Here is a 12775-nt window from a genome sequence, read left to right on the forward strand (position 1 = left end):
CCGTGGACCGGGAGGTCTAGCCTGTCAGGACCATAGGAGGCAGCCGACGACGACGACCCCGCGCGGCGTCGGCGCGCGGGGTCGTCGTCGTCGGCGCTCTCCTCGGGTCCGGACCGGCTCGACCGCCCTGTCGAAGGCTCCTCCGTCCGGGTCAGCGGCTGGTCCGTCCACTCTGCCGCTGCACACTCCTACGGCTCCGTGCTCCACCCGCCCCGCACGGGCGAGCCGGGTTCCTCGCTCCTCCTGCTCCGCACGGGCGAGCCGCACTCCGCCCGCCTCGCCGTCACCTCAGCGAGGCCCGACCGCCCGGCCGCGGTCGTCTCCGTCCGAGCCCAGGCGAGCGCACGGCGGCGTCGGCCGGGCGCATCGCGAGGGGCGGCCGCGACCGAGGGTCGGGCCGCCCCCTCTCGACGGCCCCGGAGTCCGCGCCTCAGACCGTGGTCACGACGCGCAGAGTGCGTAGACGCTGAGGGTCAGCGTGCCGTTGACGGCGTAGGCGGACCCGGTGACGGTCCATGTACCGGATCCGACCGGAGCGCTCGTGGAGACCTCCGACTTGTAGGGGCTGCTGCCGTCGACCTCGGTCCAGGAGAAACCGCCTCCGATGACATTCGGCGTCGCGCCGGTGCAGGTGGCGGAGAGTGTCTGCACGTTGTTCGCGTAGATTCCAGTCCTGGTCGCGGTGACTGTGGCGTATGTGGCGCCTCCGCCCGCGGGTCCGGCGGGTCCGGCCGCTCCATCCGCTCCGGGAGGCCCTGCGGGCCCGGTCTCTCCGTCCATTCCGGTGGCTCCGATCTCTCCGATCGGCCCGGGGGCTCCGTCTGCTCCTGGGAGCCCGGGGGCTCCGTCTGCTCCGGGGAGGCCGGGGGCTCCGTCTGCTCCGGGGAGGCCGGGGGCTCCGTCCGCTCCCGTCGCGCCGATCTCTCCGTCCGCTCCGGCGGGACCAGGCGCCCCGTCCGCCCCGTCCGCTCCCGGAGAACCGATCGGCCCCACTGCTCCGGCAGGACCCGTAGAGCCCACCGCGCCCGTGGCGCCGGTCCTGCCGACCTGTCCCACTGCTCCGGGAACGCCCGCCGGCCCCGTCTTGCCGACCGGTCCCTGCAGGTTCCAGCTGGCCGTGGTGGCGCCCTTCGGGCACGTCGGCGAGGTCGTGCCGACCTTGAAGAGGAGGCCCTGCTGCAGGCATCCGTAGTAGGCGGGCGACGTCGTCGTCGCAGCGGATGCCGCGGCGCTCCCGCCGGCGACGACCGCCAAGGCGACGGCGACGGCGATTCCGGCGTTCTTCAGTCCACGCCGGCGGGACTTCTTCGAGGATTCGATCATGAACGAAAGGTAGGTCTCAGGCCGTGTCCGAGGGTGGACATGTCCGCAACAGGACACCGGTCCGCTGCTGAGGCGGACGACCTCCTGCTCCTGCCTGGTGCGGCTGACGTCCCGCCACTCGAGGCCCAGACGCACCGTCAGCGGTCGGCACGGCACGGCACGGGCGGCCTCACCGGAGGCGGCTCCTGGTCCGCGGCGCCGGCTACCACAGCGCCGCCCGCCCGTGCACGGGGTGGCCCCGGAGGCGCGGCTCGCCTGGGATGGATGGGAGCGGCCCGATCCGGGTGCCGCGGACGGAGGAGCCATGCCCGACCAGTACACGTTCACGAACCCCGCCACCCAGTACCCGGACGTGACTCCGCCGGTCCAGCAGCAGCCCGAGCCCGGGCTGCAGTCGCGGATGACCCCGGTGCCGGACCTCGGCGAGGAGAGCTACCGCGGCACCGGCCGGCTCGCGGGCCGCCGCGCGCTCATCACGGGAGCCGACTCCGGGATCGGCGCCGCCGTGGCCATCGCCTTCGCCCGCGAGGGAGCCGACATCGCCCTCGCCTACCTCCCGAGCGAGGAGGAGGACGCGCAGCACGTGATCGGGCTGATCCGCGCGGAGGGGCGCACCGCCGTGCCGATCCCCGGCGATCTCACGAGTGCCGAGTACTGCACGCGGCTCGTGGCGGAGGCGGTCGAGGGCCTCGGCGGGCTCGACGCGGTGGTCAACGTGGCCGGGAAGCAGATCTGGAAGGAGGACCTGCTCGACATCACCGACGAGCAGTTCGAGGCGACCTTCGCGGTCAACGTCTTCGCTCCGTTCCGGATCATCCGCGCGGCCCTCCCGCACCTGCCCGCGGGCGCCACCATCATCAACACGGCGTCGGCGGAGGCGCACAAGCCCGCCCCCGACCGACTCGACTACGCGATGACGAAGGGCGCGATCAACAACCTCTCGAAGGGCCTCGCGCAGCAGCTCGCCGCGAAGGGCATCCGCGTGAACGTCGTGGCGCCCGGCCCGACGTGGACCGCCCTGCAGGTGAGCGGCGGCGTCGACCCCGAGAGCCTGCCCGACTTCGGCTCCAGCGAGTCGCCGATGGGCCGTGCCGCGCAGCCCGCCGAGCAGGCCCCGGCCTACGTGTTCCTGGCGTCCGCCGAGTCGAGCTTCGTCGCCGGCGAGACCCTCAACGTGAACGGCGGCATGGTCTCGCCCTGACCCGCTGCGCCGCCGCCGCTCGCTGCTGGACCGCCGAGACGCCTTGGTCCTGCTCGAGACACGGGCTCGCGTCAACCCTCTCCCGAGCGGCGGGGGGCGCGAGGTGCCATGGAGGGACCACCACGAAGGAGCACCATGAGCACCCCGACCGTCCTCCCCATCGAGACCTACTCCGACGAGCAGGGCTGGCACAACCGCATCGCCCACGCCCGGGTCCCGCTGAGCCACCACGAGTCGCGCCAGGAGGCGGAGGAGGTCGGCGAGGAGATCGCCGAGCAGCGCGGCGGGGAGCACGTCGTCCTCGGCTGACGGCCGGCGCGGGGCGCGGCATGCCGTGCCCGATCGGGGAACGCGCCCGGCCCGCGGAAGGCGCCGGGCCCGCAAGTCGCGCCCGAACAGCAGGCGCCCGCTCCGCAGACGCCCCCCGCGTCTAGCGCCCTCGACCCCGCCCGGTCAACCTTCTCGACGTCCCGGCCCCCTCCTCTCTAGCGTGGCCCGTCGTGCTCGCTCCCGAGCGCGCGACGAGAGGACGATATGGCCACCACGAGCGACGCCCCCGCGACCGGAGAGGCCGGCGGCACCTCCCTGCGCCGCCGCATCACCGGCCCGCTGCTCTACTTCTTCATCCTCGGCGACGTCCTCGGCGCGGGCATCTACGCCCTCATGGGCACGCTCTCGGCGGAGGTCGGCGGCGCCGTCTGGATGCCCCTCCTGCTCGCGCTCGGCCTCGCGCTGCTGACCGCCGGCTCCTATGCCGAGCTGGTGACCAAGTACCCGAAGGCGGGAGGCGCGGCGGTGTTCGCGCAGCGGGCCTTCAAGCGCCCGATCGTCTCGTTCCTGGTCGGCTTCGCCATGCTCGCGGCCGGAGTGACCAGCGCGGCCGGCCTGTCGCTCGCGTTCGCCGGCGACTACCTCGGCACCTTCCTCGACGTGCCGACCGTGCCGACGGCCATCGTCTTCCTGATCCTCGTCGCGTGCCTCAACGCGCGGGGCGTAGCCGAGTCGCTGCTCAGCAACACGGTGATGACCGTGATCGAGGTCGGCGGCCTGCTGATCGTGATCGGATGCGTCGCGCTGCTCGTGGCGGGCGGAGGCGGCGACCTCGCCCGCACGGTCGAGCTCAGCTCCGAGCAGGCGCCGGCGCTGGCGGTGCTCGGCGCGGCGATCATCGCGTACTACTCCTTCGTCGGCTTCGAGACCTCGGCCAACATCGCCGAGGAGATCCGCGACCCCAGCCGCGTCTACCCGCGCGCGCTGTTCGGCTCGCTGCTGACGGCCGGCGCGGTGTACGTCCTGGTCGGCCTCGCGAGCTCGATCGCGCTGCCCGCCGACGAGCTGTCCGGATCCTCCGCCCCGCTGCTCGACGTCGTGACGGCGAGCGGAGCCGGGGTGCCGGCGTGGCTGTTCAGCCTGATCGCGCTCGTCGCGGTCGCCAACGGAGCGCTGCTGACCATGATCATGGCGAGCCGCGTCACCTACGGCATGGCGGAGGACGGCCTCCTCCCGGACGTGCTCGGCCGGGTGCTGCCGAAGCGCCGCACGCCGTGGGTGGCCATCGCGGTGACCACGCTGGCCGCATGCCTCCTGACCCTGGTCGGCGATCTGGCGACCCTCGCCGAGACCGTGGTGCTGCTCCTCCTGCTGGTGTTCATCAGCACGAACGTCTCGGTGCTCGTGCTGCGGCGCGACAAGGTCGAGCACGACCACTTCCGCGTGTGGACGGCGATCCCCGTGCTCGGCATCGCCTCGTGCGTGCTGCTCCTCAGCCAGCAGGCCCCGATCGTCTGGCTCTACGCCGGGATCCTCCTCGTGGTCGGAGTCCTCGTGCACCTGGCGACCCGCCGCTCCTCCCGCCGCACCGCCTGATCCGGCGGGGGACGGGCCGGCTGCACCATCCGACCGTCCTCCCCCGGCCGAGCCCCGCTCTCCCCGCGACCGGTCAAGCCCCTGGGCGGACGGCCGTCCGGGGCGTGGGATGGGGGGAACGGAAGGAGCACGAATGACCGACACACCCTCCCGCGAGGAGCTGCCGCTCCCCGACTGGAACGACATCCCGCTCGGCACGCTCGCGGAGCGCATCCGCCCGCTCGACGAGGCCGGCCTCGTCGTGCTGCTCGCCTACGAGGAGGCGCACGGGCACCGCCTGCCGGTGACGACGATCCTGCACTCGCGCCTCGAGCAGCTGCGCGGGGGAGCGGAGCCGGCAGGCAGCGTGCCGGAGTCGCTGCCCGAGGTGTCCCGCTCGTCCGGCTCGCCGGTCTCGCCGGCGACGTCCGGTCCGCCGGTCAACCCGCCCTCGCACGGAGTGCCGACGAACCCGGCTCAGCCGCGCTGACGGCGGCGGGCGGAGTCGCGGTCGCGGCGGCTCCGCTCCCGCCGCGCGCTGCCCAGGGCCTGCTCAGCGCGCACGGGCAGACTGTCCGGAGCCGACGACGGCGACCGGACGAGGGAGCAGTACCCGGAACGCGACAAGACTGACTCGTAGGAGCTGTCATGTCCTGGATCGTCCTCATCCTCTCCGGTGTCCTCGAGGCCGTGTGGGCCACCGCCCTCGGCAAGTCGGAGGGATTCACCCGGCTCGGCCCGTCGGTCGTCTTCGGCGTCGGCGTCGTCGCGAGCATGGCCGGCCTCGCCTACGCGATGCGCGAGCTGCCCACCGGCACCGCGTACGCGGTCTGGGTCGGGATCGGCGCTTCGCTGACCGTCCTCTACGGCATGTTCTTCGGCGGCGAGGGCTTCTCGCTCGTGCGCACGCTGCTGGTCCTCGGGATCGTCGGCTGCGTCGTCGGCCTGAAGCTCGTGCACTGACCTGGCAGCCGTCCTCTCCTCCGCGACAGGCCGCTCCCGTACGCGACACGCCGACGGAGGCGCGCCGGACTGGCATCTCGCCGAGGGTCCGAGGCCGGTGGTTGCAGGACGCCGCGCGTTCCACCTAGGCTCGGCGCATCAGGGGAGAACGATCGTTCTACGGTTCTCCCCGCCCCCCAAGGAGGACTCATGCCCACTCGTACCGCACGCACCGCCTGGAACGGCTCGCTCGAGACCGGCGAGGGCCAGGTCGAGCTCTCGAGCTCGAAGATCGGCACCTACGACGTCTCGTTCCCCAAGCGCGCCGCCGACGACGCCAACGGCTCGACCAGCCCCGAGGAGCTCCTCGCGGCCGCCCACTCCGCCTGCTACGCGATGCAGTTCTCGGCCGTCCTCGGCCAGGCCGGCGGCACCGTCGAGGCGCTCGACGTCCGCGCCGACGTCTCGCTCGGCCCGGACTCGGCCGGCGGATTCAAGCTCACCGGCATCAAGCTCATCGTGAGCGGCGAGGTCTCCGGCATCGACGAGGCCGCCTTCCTCAAGGCCGCCGACGAGGCCAAGGAGACCTGCCCCGTCAGCAAGGCGCTCACCGGAGTCGACATCACGCTCGACGCCACCTTCGAGGGCTGAGCCCCTCCGCACGTCACGAGCACCCCGTCGCGCATCGCGGCGGGGTGCTCGTGCGTCCGGCGCGGCCGCGGAGCGGCGTATCGAGACCCCTGCCCCCCACCGGCCGCCAGGCGCCCCCTGTCGTCAGACCGCCGCCGGCGCGTAGCGGAAGCCGGCGCCGAGGTGCTCCTCCGGCAGCCGGTCGCCGCGGCCGTGCAGCTTCTGGCGGAGGCTCCCCTCGACGTACTCCTCCGGGTACGCACCGCGGCGGCGCAGCTCCGGCACGATGAACTCCACCACGTCCTCGAAGGTGCCGGGCGTGATCGCGTAGGCGAGGTTGAACCCGTCCACGTCGGTCTCCTCGACCCACTCCTGGAGGTGGTCGGCGACCTCCGCGGGCGAGCCGACGACGAACGGGCCGAGCCCGCCGATCACGCTGAGCTTGGCGATGTCGCGGACCTTCCACTCCGAGCCGTCCTCGTTCGCCTCCTGGAAGTTGGCGACGGCCGACTGGATCGCGTTGCTCTTCACGTTGCCGATCGGCTCGTCGAGGTCGTACTGCGACAGGTCGATGCCCATCCAGCCCGACATGAAGACCAGCGCCCCCTCCTCGCTCCCGTAGGAGAGGTAGTCGCGGTGCTTCTCGTGCGCGGCCTCGCTGGTCTCGGCGGTGATGATCGTCAGCAGCGTGTAGATCTTCGCGGAGTAGCGGTCGCGGCCGGCCGCCTCGAGGGCGTCGCGGATGCGCGAGACGGTCGCCTTCAGGCCGGCCTTCGTCGAGGACGCGACGAAGATCGCCTCCGCGTTGCCCGCCGCGAAGCGGATGCCGCGCGGCGACGCTCCCGCCTGGTAGATGACGGGGGTCCGCTGCACCGACGGCTCCGAGAGGTGGATGCCGGGGACGGTGAAGTTCTTGCCGCGGTGCCCGATCTCGTGCACCTTCGCCGGGTCGGTGAACACGCCGGACTCGCGGTCGCGGACGACCGCGTCGTCCTCCCACGACCCCTCCCACAGCTTGTAGAGCACCTCGAGGTACTCGTCGGCGACGTCGTAGCGGTCGTCGTGCTCGAGCTGGTCCTCGTGGCCCATGTTGCGGGCGGCGCTGGGGAGGTAGCCGGTGACGACGTTCCAGCCCACGCGGCCTTTCGTCAGGTGGTCGAGCGTCGACATGCGCCGCGCGAACGGGTACGGGTGCTCGTAGGCGGTGCCCGCGGTGATGCCGAAGCCGAGGTGCTCGGTCGCGGCGGCCATCGCCGAGACGAGGAGGATCGGGTCGTTGACGGGGACCTGCGCGCCGTGGCGGATCGCCGCCTCGTTCGAGCCGCCGTAGACGTCGTAGGTGCCGAGCACGTCGGCGATGAAGATGCCGTCGAACGTGCCGCGCTCGAGCAGCTTCGCCAGGTCGGTCCAGTACGAGAGGTCCTTGTAGCGCCAGGACTGGTCCTGGGGGTGGCGCCACATGCCCGAGGACTGATGGGCGACGCAGTTCATGTCGAAGGCGTTGAAGCGGATCTGGCGGGTCATGGAGTCGATAGTGCCCAGAAGAGCAGCGAACGGGTACCGAGCGCGACGCACGGCGTCACAAAGCGACGCCCGTCGAGAGCGGGGAGCCTCTCGAGGTGGTCCCCTGCGGACGAGGTGCCGTGCCGTGCGGCGCGATCTCGTCCGTAGCGGCACGTCTCGCGAGATCTCACGAGATCCGGGGCGGCGTCAGGCCAGCTCGCGCCCCAGGAAGCGCACGTGCTCGCCGATCTGGAACGCCTCGCCGCCCTCGTGGCCGTTGAAGGGGTAGACCCGGATCTCGCGGGGTCCGGCGTAGCGGTTGTAGGAGGCGTAGACGGTGGACGGCGGGCAGATGTCGTCGCGGAGCGCGACTGAGAACAGCGCGGGGGACTGCGCGTAGGGGGCGAAGGAGGTGCCGTCGAAGTACGAGAGGGTGTCGAACACGCGCGCCTCGGCGCCGCGGTGGGTGTGCAGGTACTGCACGATCTCGCCGTACGGCATCGTGTCGACCAGCCGCACGGCGTGCGGGATGTGGGAGAGGAACGGCACGTCGACGATCGCGGCGCGCGCCGCCTCCGACTCGCCGAGCAGGCCCAGGATCCCGGTGACGGCGAGAGCGATCCCGCCTCCCTGGCTGCCGCCCGAGACGGCCACGCGGGAGGCGTCGACCGCGGGGTGCGCGCGCAGCACGTCGAGCGCGCGGACGGCGTCGGTGAAGACGCGCCGGTAGAAGTGCTCCGCGGGCGACTCGATGCCCTGCGTCATGAAGCCGGAGACGTGCGGCCCGCTGCCCACTGGGTCGGGCGTGGCTCCGGAGCGGTGCCCGGACCCCTGGCCGCGGGTGTCCATGACCAGGTGCGCGTAGCCGGCGGCCGACATCGCGGTCCACTCCGCGAGCTGCCCGCGGCCGCCTCCGTAGCCGATGTAGGTCACGAGCCCGGGGAGGGGGCCCTCGACGCCGCGGGGGAGGATCAGCCACGCGCGGATCGGGTGGCCGCCGAAGCCGGAGTAGGTGACGTCGAAGGTGTCGAGCAGTCCGAAGCCGGCGTCGACCCGCTCGAGGCGCGGCTCGGTCGTGACGGCCCTCGCCTCGGCGATCGTGTCGCGCCAGAACTCGGCGAACCCGGCGGGCTCGGCGATCTCGGGGGCGTACTGCTCGAGGAGGTCGAGCGGGAGGTCGTACTGCGGCATCACGGACTCCTTCTCGGGCAGCGGCGCCCGAGGATCGAGGCTACTGGAGGCACGGGCCCACCTGGGTGCGGCGTGGGAGAACGCCGCGGAGCGGAATGCCGGGGCACCCTCCGCGTTCTCCTCAGCATGACGACGTACGGAATCATCGGAGCAGGCAACATCGGCAGCCAGGTCGCACGGGCGGTCATCGCCCTCGGGGACGAGGTGGTCATCGCGAACTCGCGCGGCCCCGAGACCCTCGCCGACCTCATCGCGGAGCTCGGCCCGAAGGCCCGCGCCGCCACGGCTCAGGAGGCGGCCGAGGCCGCCGAGATCGCCGTGGTGACGGTGCCGCTGAAGAACCTCGAGGAGGTGCCGGTCGCCCCGCTCGCCGGCAAGATCGTCCTCGACACGAACAACTACTACTTCGAGCGCGACGGCCGCATCGAGGCGCTCGACAAGGGCGAGACCACGACCAGCGAGATGCTCCAGCAGCACCTCCCGGAGTCGAAGGTCGTCAAGGCGTTCAACCACATCATGGCCGCCGACATCACCACCGACGGCACCCCGGCCGGCACGCCCGACCGCCGCGCTCTCGCGACGTCGAGCGACTACCCCGAGGCGATCCACTTCGTGACCGACCTCTACGACCGGATCGGCTTCGACACCGTCGCGATCACGCCGCTGAGCGAGTCGTGGCGCGTCGAGCGCGACCGCCCCGCCTACGTGGTGCGGCAGAACCGCGAGGAGCTCGAGGCCAACCTCGCGAAGGCCCCCCGCACGGTCTGATCCAGTCTCTCGGAGGGGAGCGGTGCTGCGGCGCCGCTCCCCTTCTGCATGTCCGGACGGCCTCCGGAGGCGCGCCCGGGACGGCTCCCTCGGCGCTCGCCGCCGCCGGGCCTGCGATAGTCGAGAGGACCAGCCACGCACCAGAGAGCCCCGATCGGGCTCCGAGAGGAGAGGCCTGCCATGCCCTCGACACCCCGTTCCGTCCCCTCCCGCTCCGGGCTCTCGCGCCGCAGCGTCGTGATCGGCGGTCTCGCGGTGCTCCCGCTGCTCAGCGCCTGCACGCCCGACTCCTCCGCTCCGGACGACGCCCAGCAGGAGGCGCCCCGCACCCGCACCGCGGCTCCGAGCGGGCCGGTGGCGCTCGCCCCGGACGCGCTCGCCGCGAGCGCGACCCTGTTCGCCGCGGCTCCGCTGGTCGTCCTGGTCGAGGACGTCGCGGAGTCCCGCCTGCGCGCCGCCCAGGTGAGCATCGCCTGGGGCGTGCCGCTGCTGGTCGGCTCGGCGGGATCCGGAGCGACGGCCGCCCCGACCGCGGGCGCCGCGGCCGCGGGATCCACGGCTTCCGAGACGCCGTCCGATCCGGGGGGCCCGTCCGACTCCGCGACCGGATCCGCCACCCCGTCCGCCACACCGTCCTCCACCGCTCCGACCTCCGACGCCCTCGCCGCCGAGTTCGCCCGCCTCGGCGTGACCCGCGCGCTCGCGATCGGCGACGTCACCGCGCCCGAGGGCGTCGACGTCGTCGCCTCCGCCTCCGACGCGGCCGCCCTCAGCACCGCGTCCGGCGTGACCGTGACCGACCTGGCGCTCGCCGACCTCGCCGCCGCCGCGCCATCCAACGCCTCCGACGCTCCGTTCGGCGCCCTCCCGGCCCGGGCCGACGCCCTGACCGGCCTGCACGCCCTCGCCCGCGCGCAGGACGCCGACATCGCCGCGCTGGCGACCGCCCGCGCGGCCGGCGTGCCCGTCACCGTGGTCGACGGCGACGACCTGCTCGCCTCGGGCGGAGCCGTGACCGCGATCGCCGAGGCCGACGCCTCCTGCACGCTGCTGCTCGGCCCCGTGCTCGCCGCCCAGCCCGAGCCCGAGTGGGCCGTGCGCGCGGCCGCGAGCGGCTGGCAGCTGCCGGGCGGCGGCCAGCGGATGTTCGGCGGGCACCTCTTCGTCGCGATCTACGGCACTCCGGGCGCTCCCGTCCTCGGCGTGCTGGGGGAGCAGGGCCTCGAGCCCACGATCGCGCGGGCGGAGGCGGTGGCCGAGCCGTACCGGGCGCTCACCGACAAGCAGGTCGTGCCGAGCCTCGAGATCATCACCACGGTCGCGGCGGGCGACCCCGGCAAGGACGGCGACTACTCCAACGAGCTCGACGCCGCCGACATCCGCCCCTACATCGACGCGGCGCAGGCGGCGGGGATGTACGTGGTGCTCGACCTGCAGTCGGGGCTGACCGACTTCCTCACCCAGGCGAAGCAGTACGCGGACCTCCTGTCGCTGCCCAACGTCGGCCTCGCGCTCGACCCGGAGTGGCGCCTGCTGCCCGGCCAGAAGCCGCTGCAGCAGATCGGGCGCGTCTCGGCCGCCGAGGTCGACAGCGTGTCGGAGTGGCTGGCCGACCTGGTGCAGAGCGAGGGGCTGCCGCCGAAGATGTTCGTGCTGCACCAGTTCCGGCTGTCGATGCTGCAGGACCGCGACAGCATCCGCCGCGACCGGCCCGAGCTGGAGTTCCTCATCCACGTCGACGGCCAGGGCTCGCAGCCCGACAAGCAGGCGACCTGGGACGCGCTGCACGAGGGCGCCCCCGAGGGCATCGGCTGGGGCTGGAAGAACTTCTACGACGAGGACGCGCCCATGCTCACCCCCGCCGAGACCATGGCCGAGGTCCGCCCCCTCCCCGACCTCGTCACCTACCAGTAGGCGGAGACCGAGGGCGGGCGTCAGCGGCGCAGGAGCTCGCCGGAGACGACGCCCGCCTCGACCTCCTCGAGGGCGCGGCCGCGGGTCTCGGGCACGCGCTTCCAGATGAAGACGAGCGCGAGCAGGCCGACGGCGCCGAACAGGAAGAACGTTCCGGTGATGCCGACGCCGGAGACGAGGGTGGGGAAGAACAGGCCGAGCACCGCGTTCGTGATCCAGTGGCAGAAGATCGCGATGCCGACGCCGACGCCGCGGATCCGCAGCGGGAAGATCTCGGACAGCATCACCCAGGTGACGATGTTGAGGAACGTCTGCATGCTCCCCACGAACGCGACGACCAGCACCAGGATCACGTACGGCCGCGCCGGGTTCCCCACGGGGAGCGCGACGGAGGCGATGCCGATCAGGAAGTGCATCGCGGTGGTCAGGGAGTAGCCGAGCAGGAGGGTTGTGCGGCGGTTCATCGTCTGCATGAGCCGCAGCCCGATCAGGCCGCCGATCACGGCGATCGCCCCGGGTGCGATGTTGGCGACGAGCGCGCCGTCGTGGTCGAAGCCCGCCTCCTTCAGCACCGACTGGCCGTAGTACATGATCGAGTTGATGCCGGTGAGCTGCTGGGCGACTCCGATCCCGATGCCGACCAGCAGGATGCGCACCGCCCAGCGCTCGCGCAGCGCCTGCAGCAGGGGGATCCTCGGGCCGTCCTTCGCGCCGATCGAGCGGGCGATGGTCTCCGCCTCCGCATGGGCCCGGTCGGGCGTCCGGATGGTCGTGAGCACGTCGAGCGCCTCGTCGCGGCGGCCGTGCGCGATCAGCCAGCGCGGCGACTCCGGGACCCGGGTCATGCCGAGCAGGAGCGCGGCGGCGGGGAGCGCGGCGACGGCGAGCATGATCCGCCAGACGCCGGGCAGCTCGCCCCAGACGGTGCCGATGACGGCGTTGGCCACGAAGGCGGCGAGCTGGCCGATCACGATCATCAGCTCGTTGCGGCCGGCGAGCGAGCCGCGGATCTCGGAGGGGGAGATCTCGGAGAGGTAGATCGGCACGACCACCGAGGCGCCGCCGACGGCCAGTCCGAGGACCGCCCGCCCGAGGACCATCACGCCGAAGCCCGGCGCCACCACGCAGACCAGGGCGCCGACGAGGAAGAGCACGGCGAGGAGGCGGATCGTGGTCCGCCTCCCGAGGGCGTCGGCGAGGCGTCCGCCCGAGATCGCGCCGATCGCGGCGGCGAAGAGGAGCGAGCTGGTGACGACCCCCTCGGTCAGCGCGGTGAGGCCCAGCTCGGCCGACATCGGCTCGAGGGCGCCGTTGATGACGCCGGTGTCGTAGCCGAAGAGGAGGCCGCCGAGGGTCGCGATGAGCGCGATGAGGCCGAGACGCCGAGTCGGCGCCTCCAGGGAGGTGGTGGTCATCCGCTCACTCTGACGCATGGCCGCGCGGTGAGCGAACCCTGGA

Annotated in this window: 12 protein-coding genes and 1 riboswitch; of the genes, 8 read left to right on the forward strand and 4 right to left on the reverse strand. The window is 72.8% G+C overall.

All coding sequences use genetic code 11. The features are described 5' to 3' along the window. Positions 1–441: 441 nt before the first annotated feature. Positions 442–651, reverse strand: a complete 210-nt coding sequence (locus C5C71_RS17805; protein ID WP_146086531.1) for a hypothetical protein — start codon at positions 649–651, stop codon at positions 442–444. Between the two features lie 976 nt (positions 652–1627). On the opposite strand from C5C71_RS17805, the gene C5C71_RS14015 reads away from it, so the two are divergent. The 6 genes from C5C71_RS14015 (at position 1628) to C5C71_RS14040 (ending at position 5962) form a co-directional block, all read left to right on the forward strand. Continuing rightward, positions 1628–2524, forward strand: a complete 897-nt coding sequence (locus tag C5C71_RS14015) for an SDR family oxidoreductase (protein WP_104320015.1) — start codon at positions 1628–1630, stop codon at positions 2522–2524. A gap of 135 nt (positions 2525–2659) precedes the next feature. Then, positions 2660–2833 carry a DUF2188 domain-containing protein gene (locus C5C71_RS14020; RefSeq protein ID WP_181065718.1) on the forward strand — a complete coding sequence of 58 codons (174 nt, stop codon included), beginning with the start codon at positions 2660–2662 and terminating at the stop codon, positions 2831–2833. A gap of 225 nt (positions 2834–3058) precedes the next feature. Continuing rightward, on the forward strand, positions 3059–4390 hold the full coding sequence (locus C5C71_RS14025; protein ID WP_104337904.1) for an APC family permease: 1332 nt from the start codon (positions 3059–3061) through the stop codon (positions 4388–4390). A 133-nt stretch (positions 4391–4523) separates the two neighbouring features. Then, complete coding sequence (locus C5C71_RS14030; RefSeq protein WP_104250040.1) at positions 4524–4859, forward strand: hypothetical protein; 336 nt, start codon at positions 4524–4526, stop codon at positions 4857–4859. Between the two features lie 85 nt (positions 4860–4944). Next, a riboswitch (guanidine-III (ykkC-III) riboswitch) is annotated at positions 4945–5008 on the forward strand. A 9-nt stretch (positions 5009–5017) separates the two neighbouring features. Then, a complete protein-coding gene (locus C5C71_RS14035; RefSeq protein WP_104222377.1) occupies positions 5018–5332 on the forward strand; it encodes a multidrug efflux SMR transporter in 315 nt (104 codons plus the stop codon). 189 nt (positions 5333–5521) lie between these two features. Continuing rightward, entirely contained in the window at positions 5522–5962 is a 441-nt protein-coding gene (locus C5C71_RS14040; protein ID WP_104222378.1) for an OsmC family peroxiredoxin, read from the forward strand. A gap of 123 nt (positions 5963–6085) precedes the next feature. On the opposite strand, the gene C5C71_RS14045 is transcribed toward C5C71_RS14040, so the two are convergent. After that, complete coding sequence (locus C5C71_RS14045; RefSeq protein ID WP_104247810.1) at positions 6086–7465, reverse strand: LLM class flavin-dependent oxidoreductase; 1380 nt, start codon at positions 7463–7465, stop codon at positions 6086–6088. A gap of 186 nt (positions 7466–7651) precedes the next feature. Beyond that, a complete protein-coding gene (locus tag C5C71_RS14050; RefSeq protein WP_104337905.1) occupies positions 7652–8635 on the reverse strand; it encodes an acetylxylan esterase in 984 nt (327 codons plus the stop codon). A 126-nt stretch (positions 8636–8761) separates the two neighbouring features. Between C5C71_RS14050 and C5C71_RS14055 the strand changes: the two genes are divergently transcribed. Together C5C71_RS14055 and C5C71_RS14060 are read left to right on the forward strand one after the other, a co-directional pair. Then, positions 8762–9403: an NADPH-dependent F420 reductase gene (locus C5C71_RS14055; protein ID WP_104227021.1), complete on the forward strand. Its 642-nt coding sequence runs from the start codon at positions 8762–8764 to the stop codon at positions 9401–9403. Positions 9404–9583: 180 nt separating this feature from the next. Then, positions 9584–11317 carry a hypothetical protein gene (locus C5C71_RS14060; protein WP_104337906.1) on the forward strand — a complete coding sequence of 578 codons (1734 nt, stop codon included), beginning with the start codon at positions 9584–9586 and terminating at the stop codon, positions 11315–11317. A 20-nt stretch (positions 11318–11337) separates the two neighbouring features. Here the strand turns inward: C5C71_RS14060 and C5C71_RS14065 are convergent, their stop codons facing one another. Further along, positions 11338–12732, reverse strand: a complete 1395-nt coding sequence (locus C5C71_RS14065; protein ID WP_258060020.1) for a sugar porter family MFS transporter — start codon at positions 12730–12732, stop codon at positions 11338–11340. Between the last annotated feature and the right edge of the window lie 43 nt (positions 12733–12775).

This window comes from Rathayibacter sp. AY1C1 (assembly GCF_002932105.1).
Classification (GTDB): Bacteria; Actinomycetota; Actinomycetes; order Actinomycetales; family Microbacteriaceae; genus Rathayibacter.

Bases quoted from the DNA above. Each gene is read 5' to 3' on its own strand.
- C5C71_RS14015 (WP_104320015.1), top strand. From the start codon at position 1,628: ATGCCCGACCAGTACACGTTCACGAACCCCGCCACCCAGTACCCGGAC.
- C5C71_RS14020 (WP_181065718.1), top strand. From the start codon at position 2,660: ATGAGCACCCCGACCGTCCTCCCCATCGAGACCTACTCCGACGAGCAG.
- C5C71_RS14025 (WP_104337904.1), top strand. From the start codon at position 3,059: ATGGCCACCACGAGCGACGCCCCCGCGACCGGAGAGGCCGGCGGCACC.
- C5C71_RS14030 (WP_104250040.1), top strand. From the start codon at position 4,524: ATGACCGACACACCCTCCCGCGAGGAGCTGCCGCTCCCCGACTGGAAC.
- C5C71_RS14035 (WP_104222377.1), top strand. From the start codon at position 5,018: ATGTCCTGGATCGTCCTCATCCTCTCCGGTGTCCTCGAGGCCGTGTGG.
- C5C71_RS14040 (WP_104222378.1), top strand. From the start codon at position 5,522: ATGCCCACTCGTACCGCACGCACCGCCTGGAACGGCTCGCTCGAGACC.
- C5C71_RS14045 (WP_104247810.1), bottom strand. From the start codon at position 7,465: ATGACCCGCCAGATCCGCTTCAACGCCTTCGACATGAACTGCGTCGCC.
- C5C71_RS14050 (WP_104337905.1), bottom strand. From the start codon at position 8,635: ATGCCGCAGTACGACCTCCCGCTCGACCTCCTCGAGCAGTACGCCCCC.
- C5C71_RS14055 (WP_104227021.1), top strand. From the start codon at position 8,762: ATGACGACGTACGGAATCATCGGAGCAGGCAACATCGGCAGCCAGGTC.
- C5C71_RS14060 (WP_104337906.1), top strand. From the start codon at position 9,584: ATGCCCTCGACACCCCGTTCCGTCCCCTCCCGCTCCGGGCTCTCGCGC.
- C5C71_RS14065 (WP_258060020.1), bottom strand. From the start codon at position 12,732: ATGACCACCACCTCCCTGGAGGCGCCGACTCGGCGTCTCGGCCTCATC.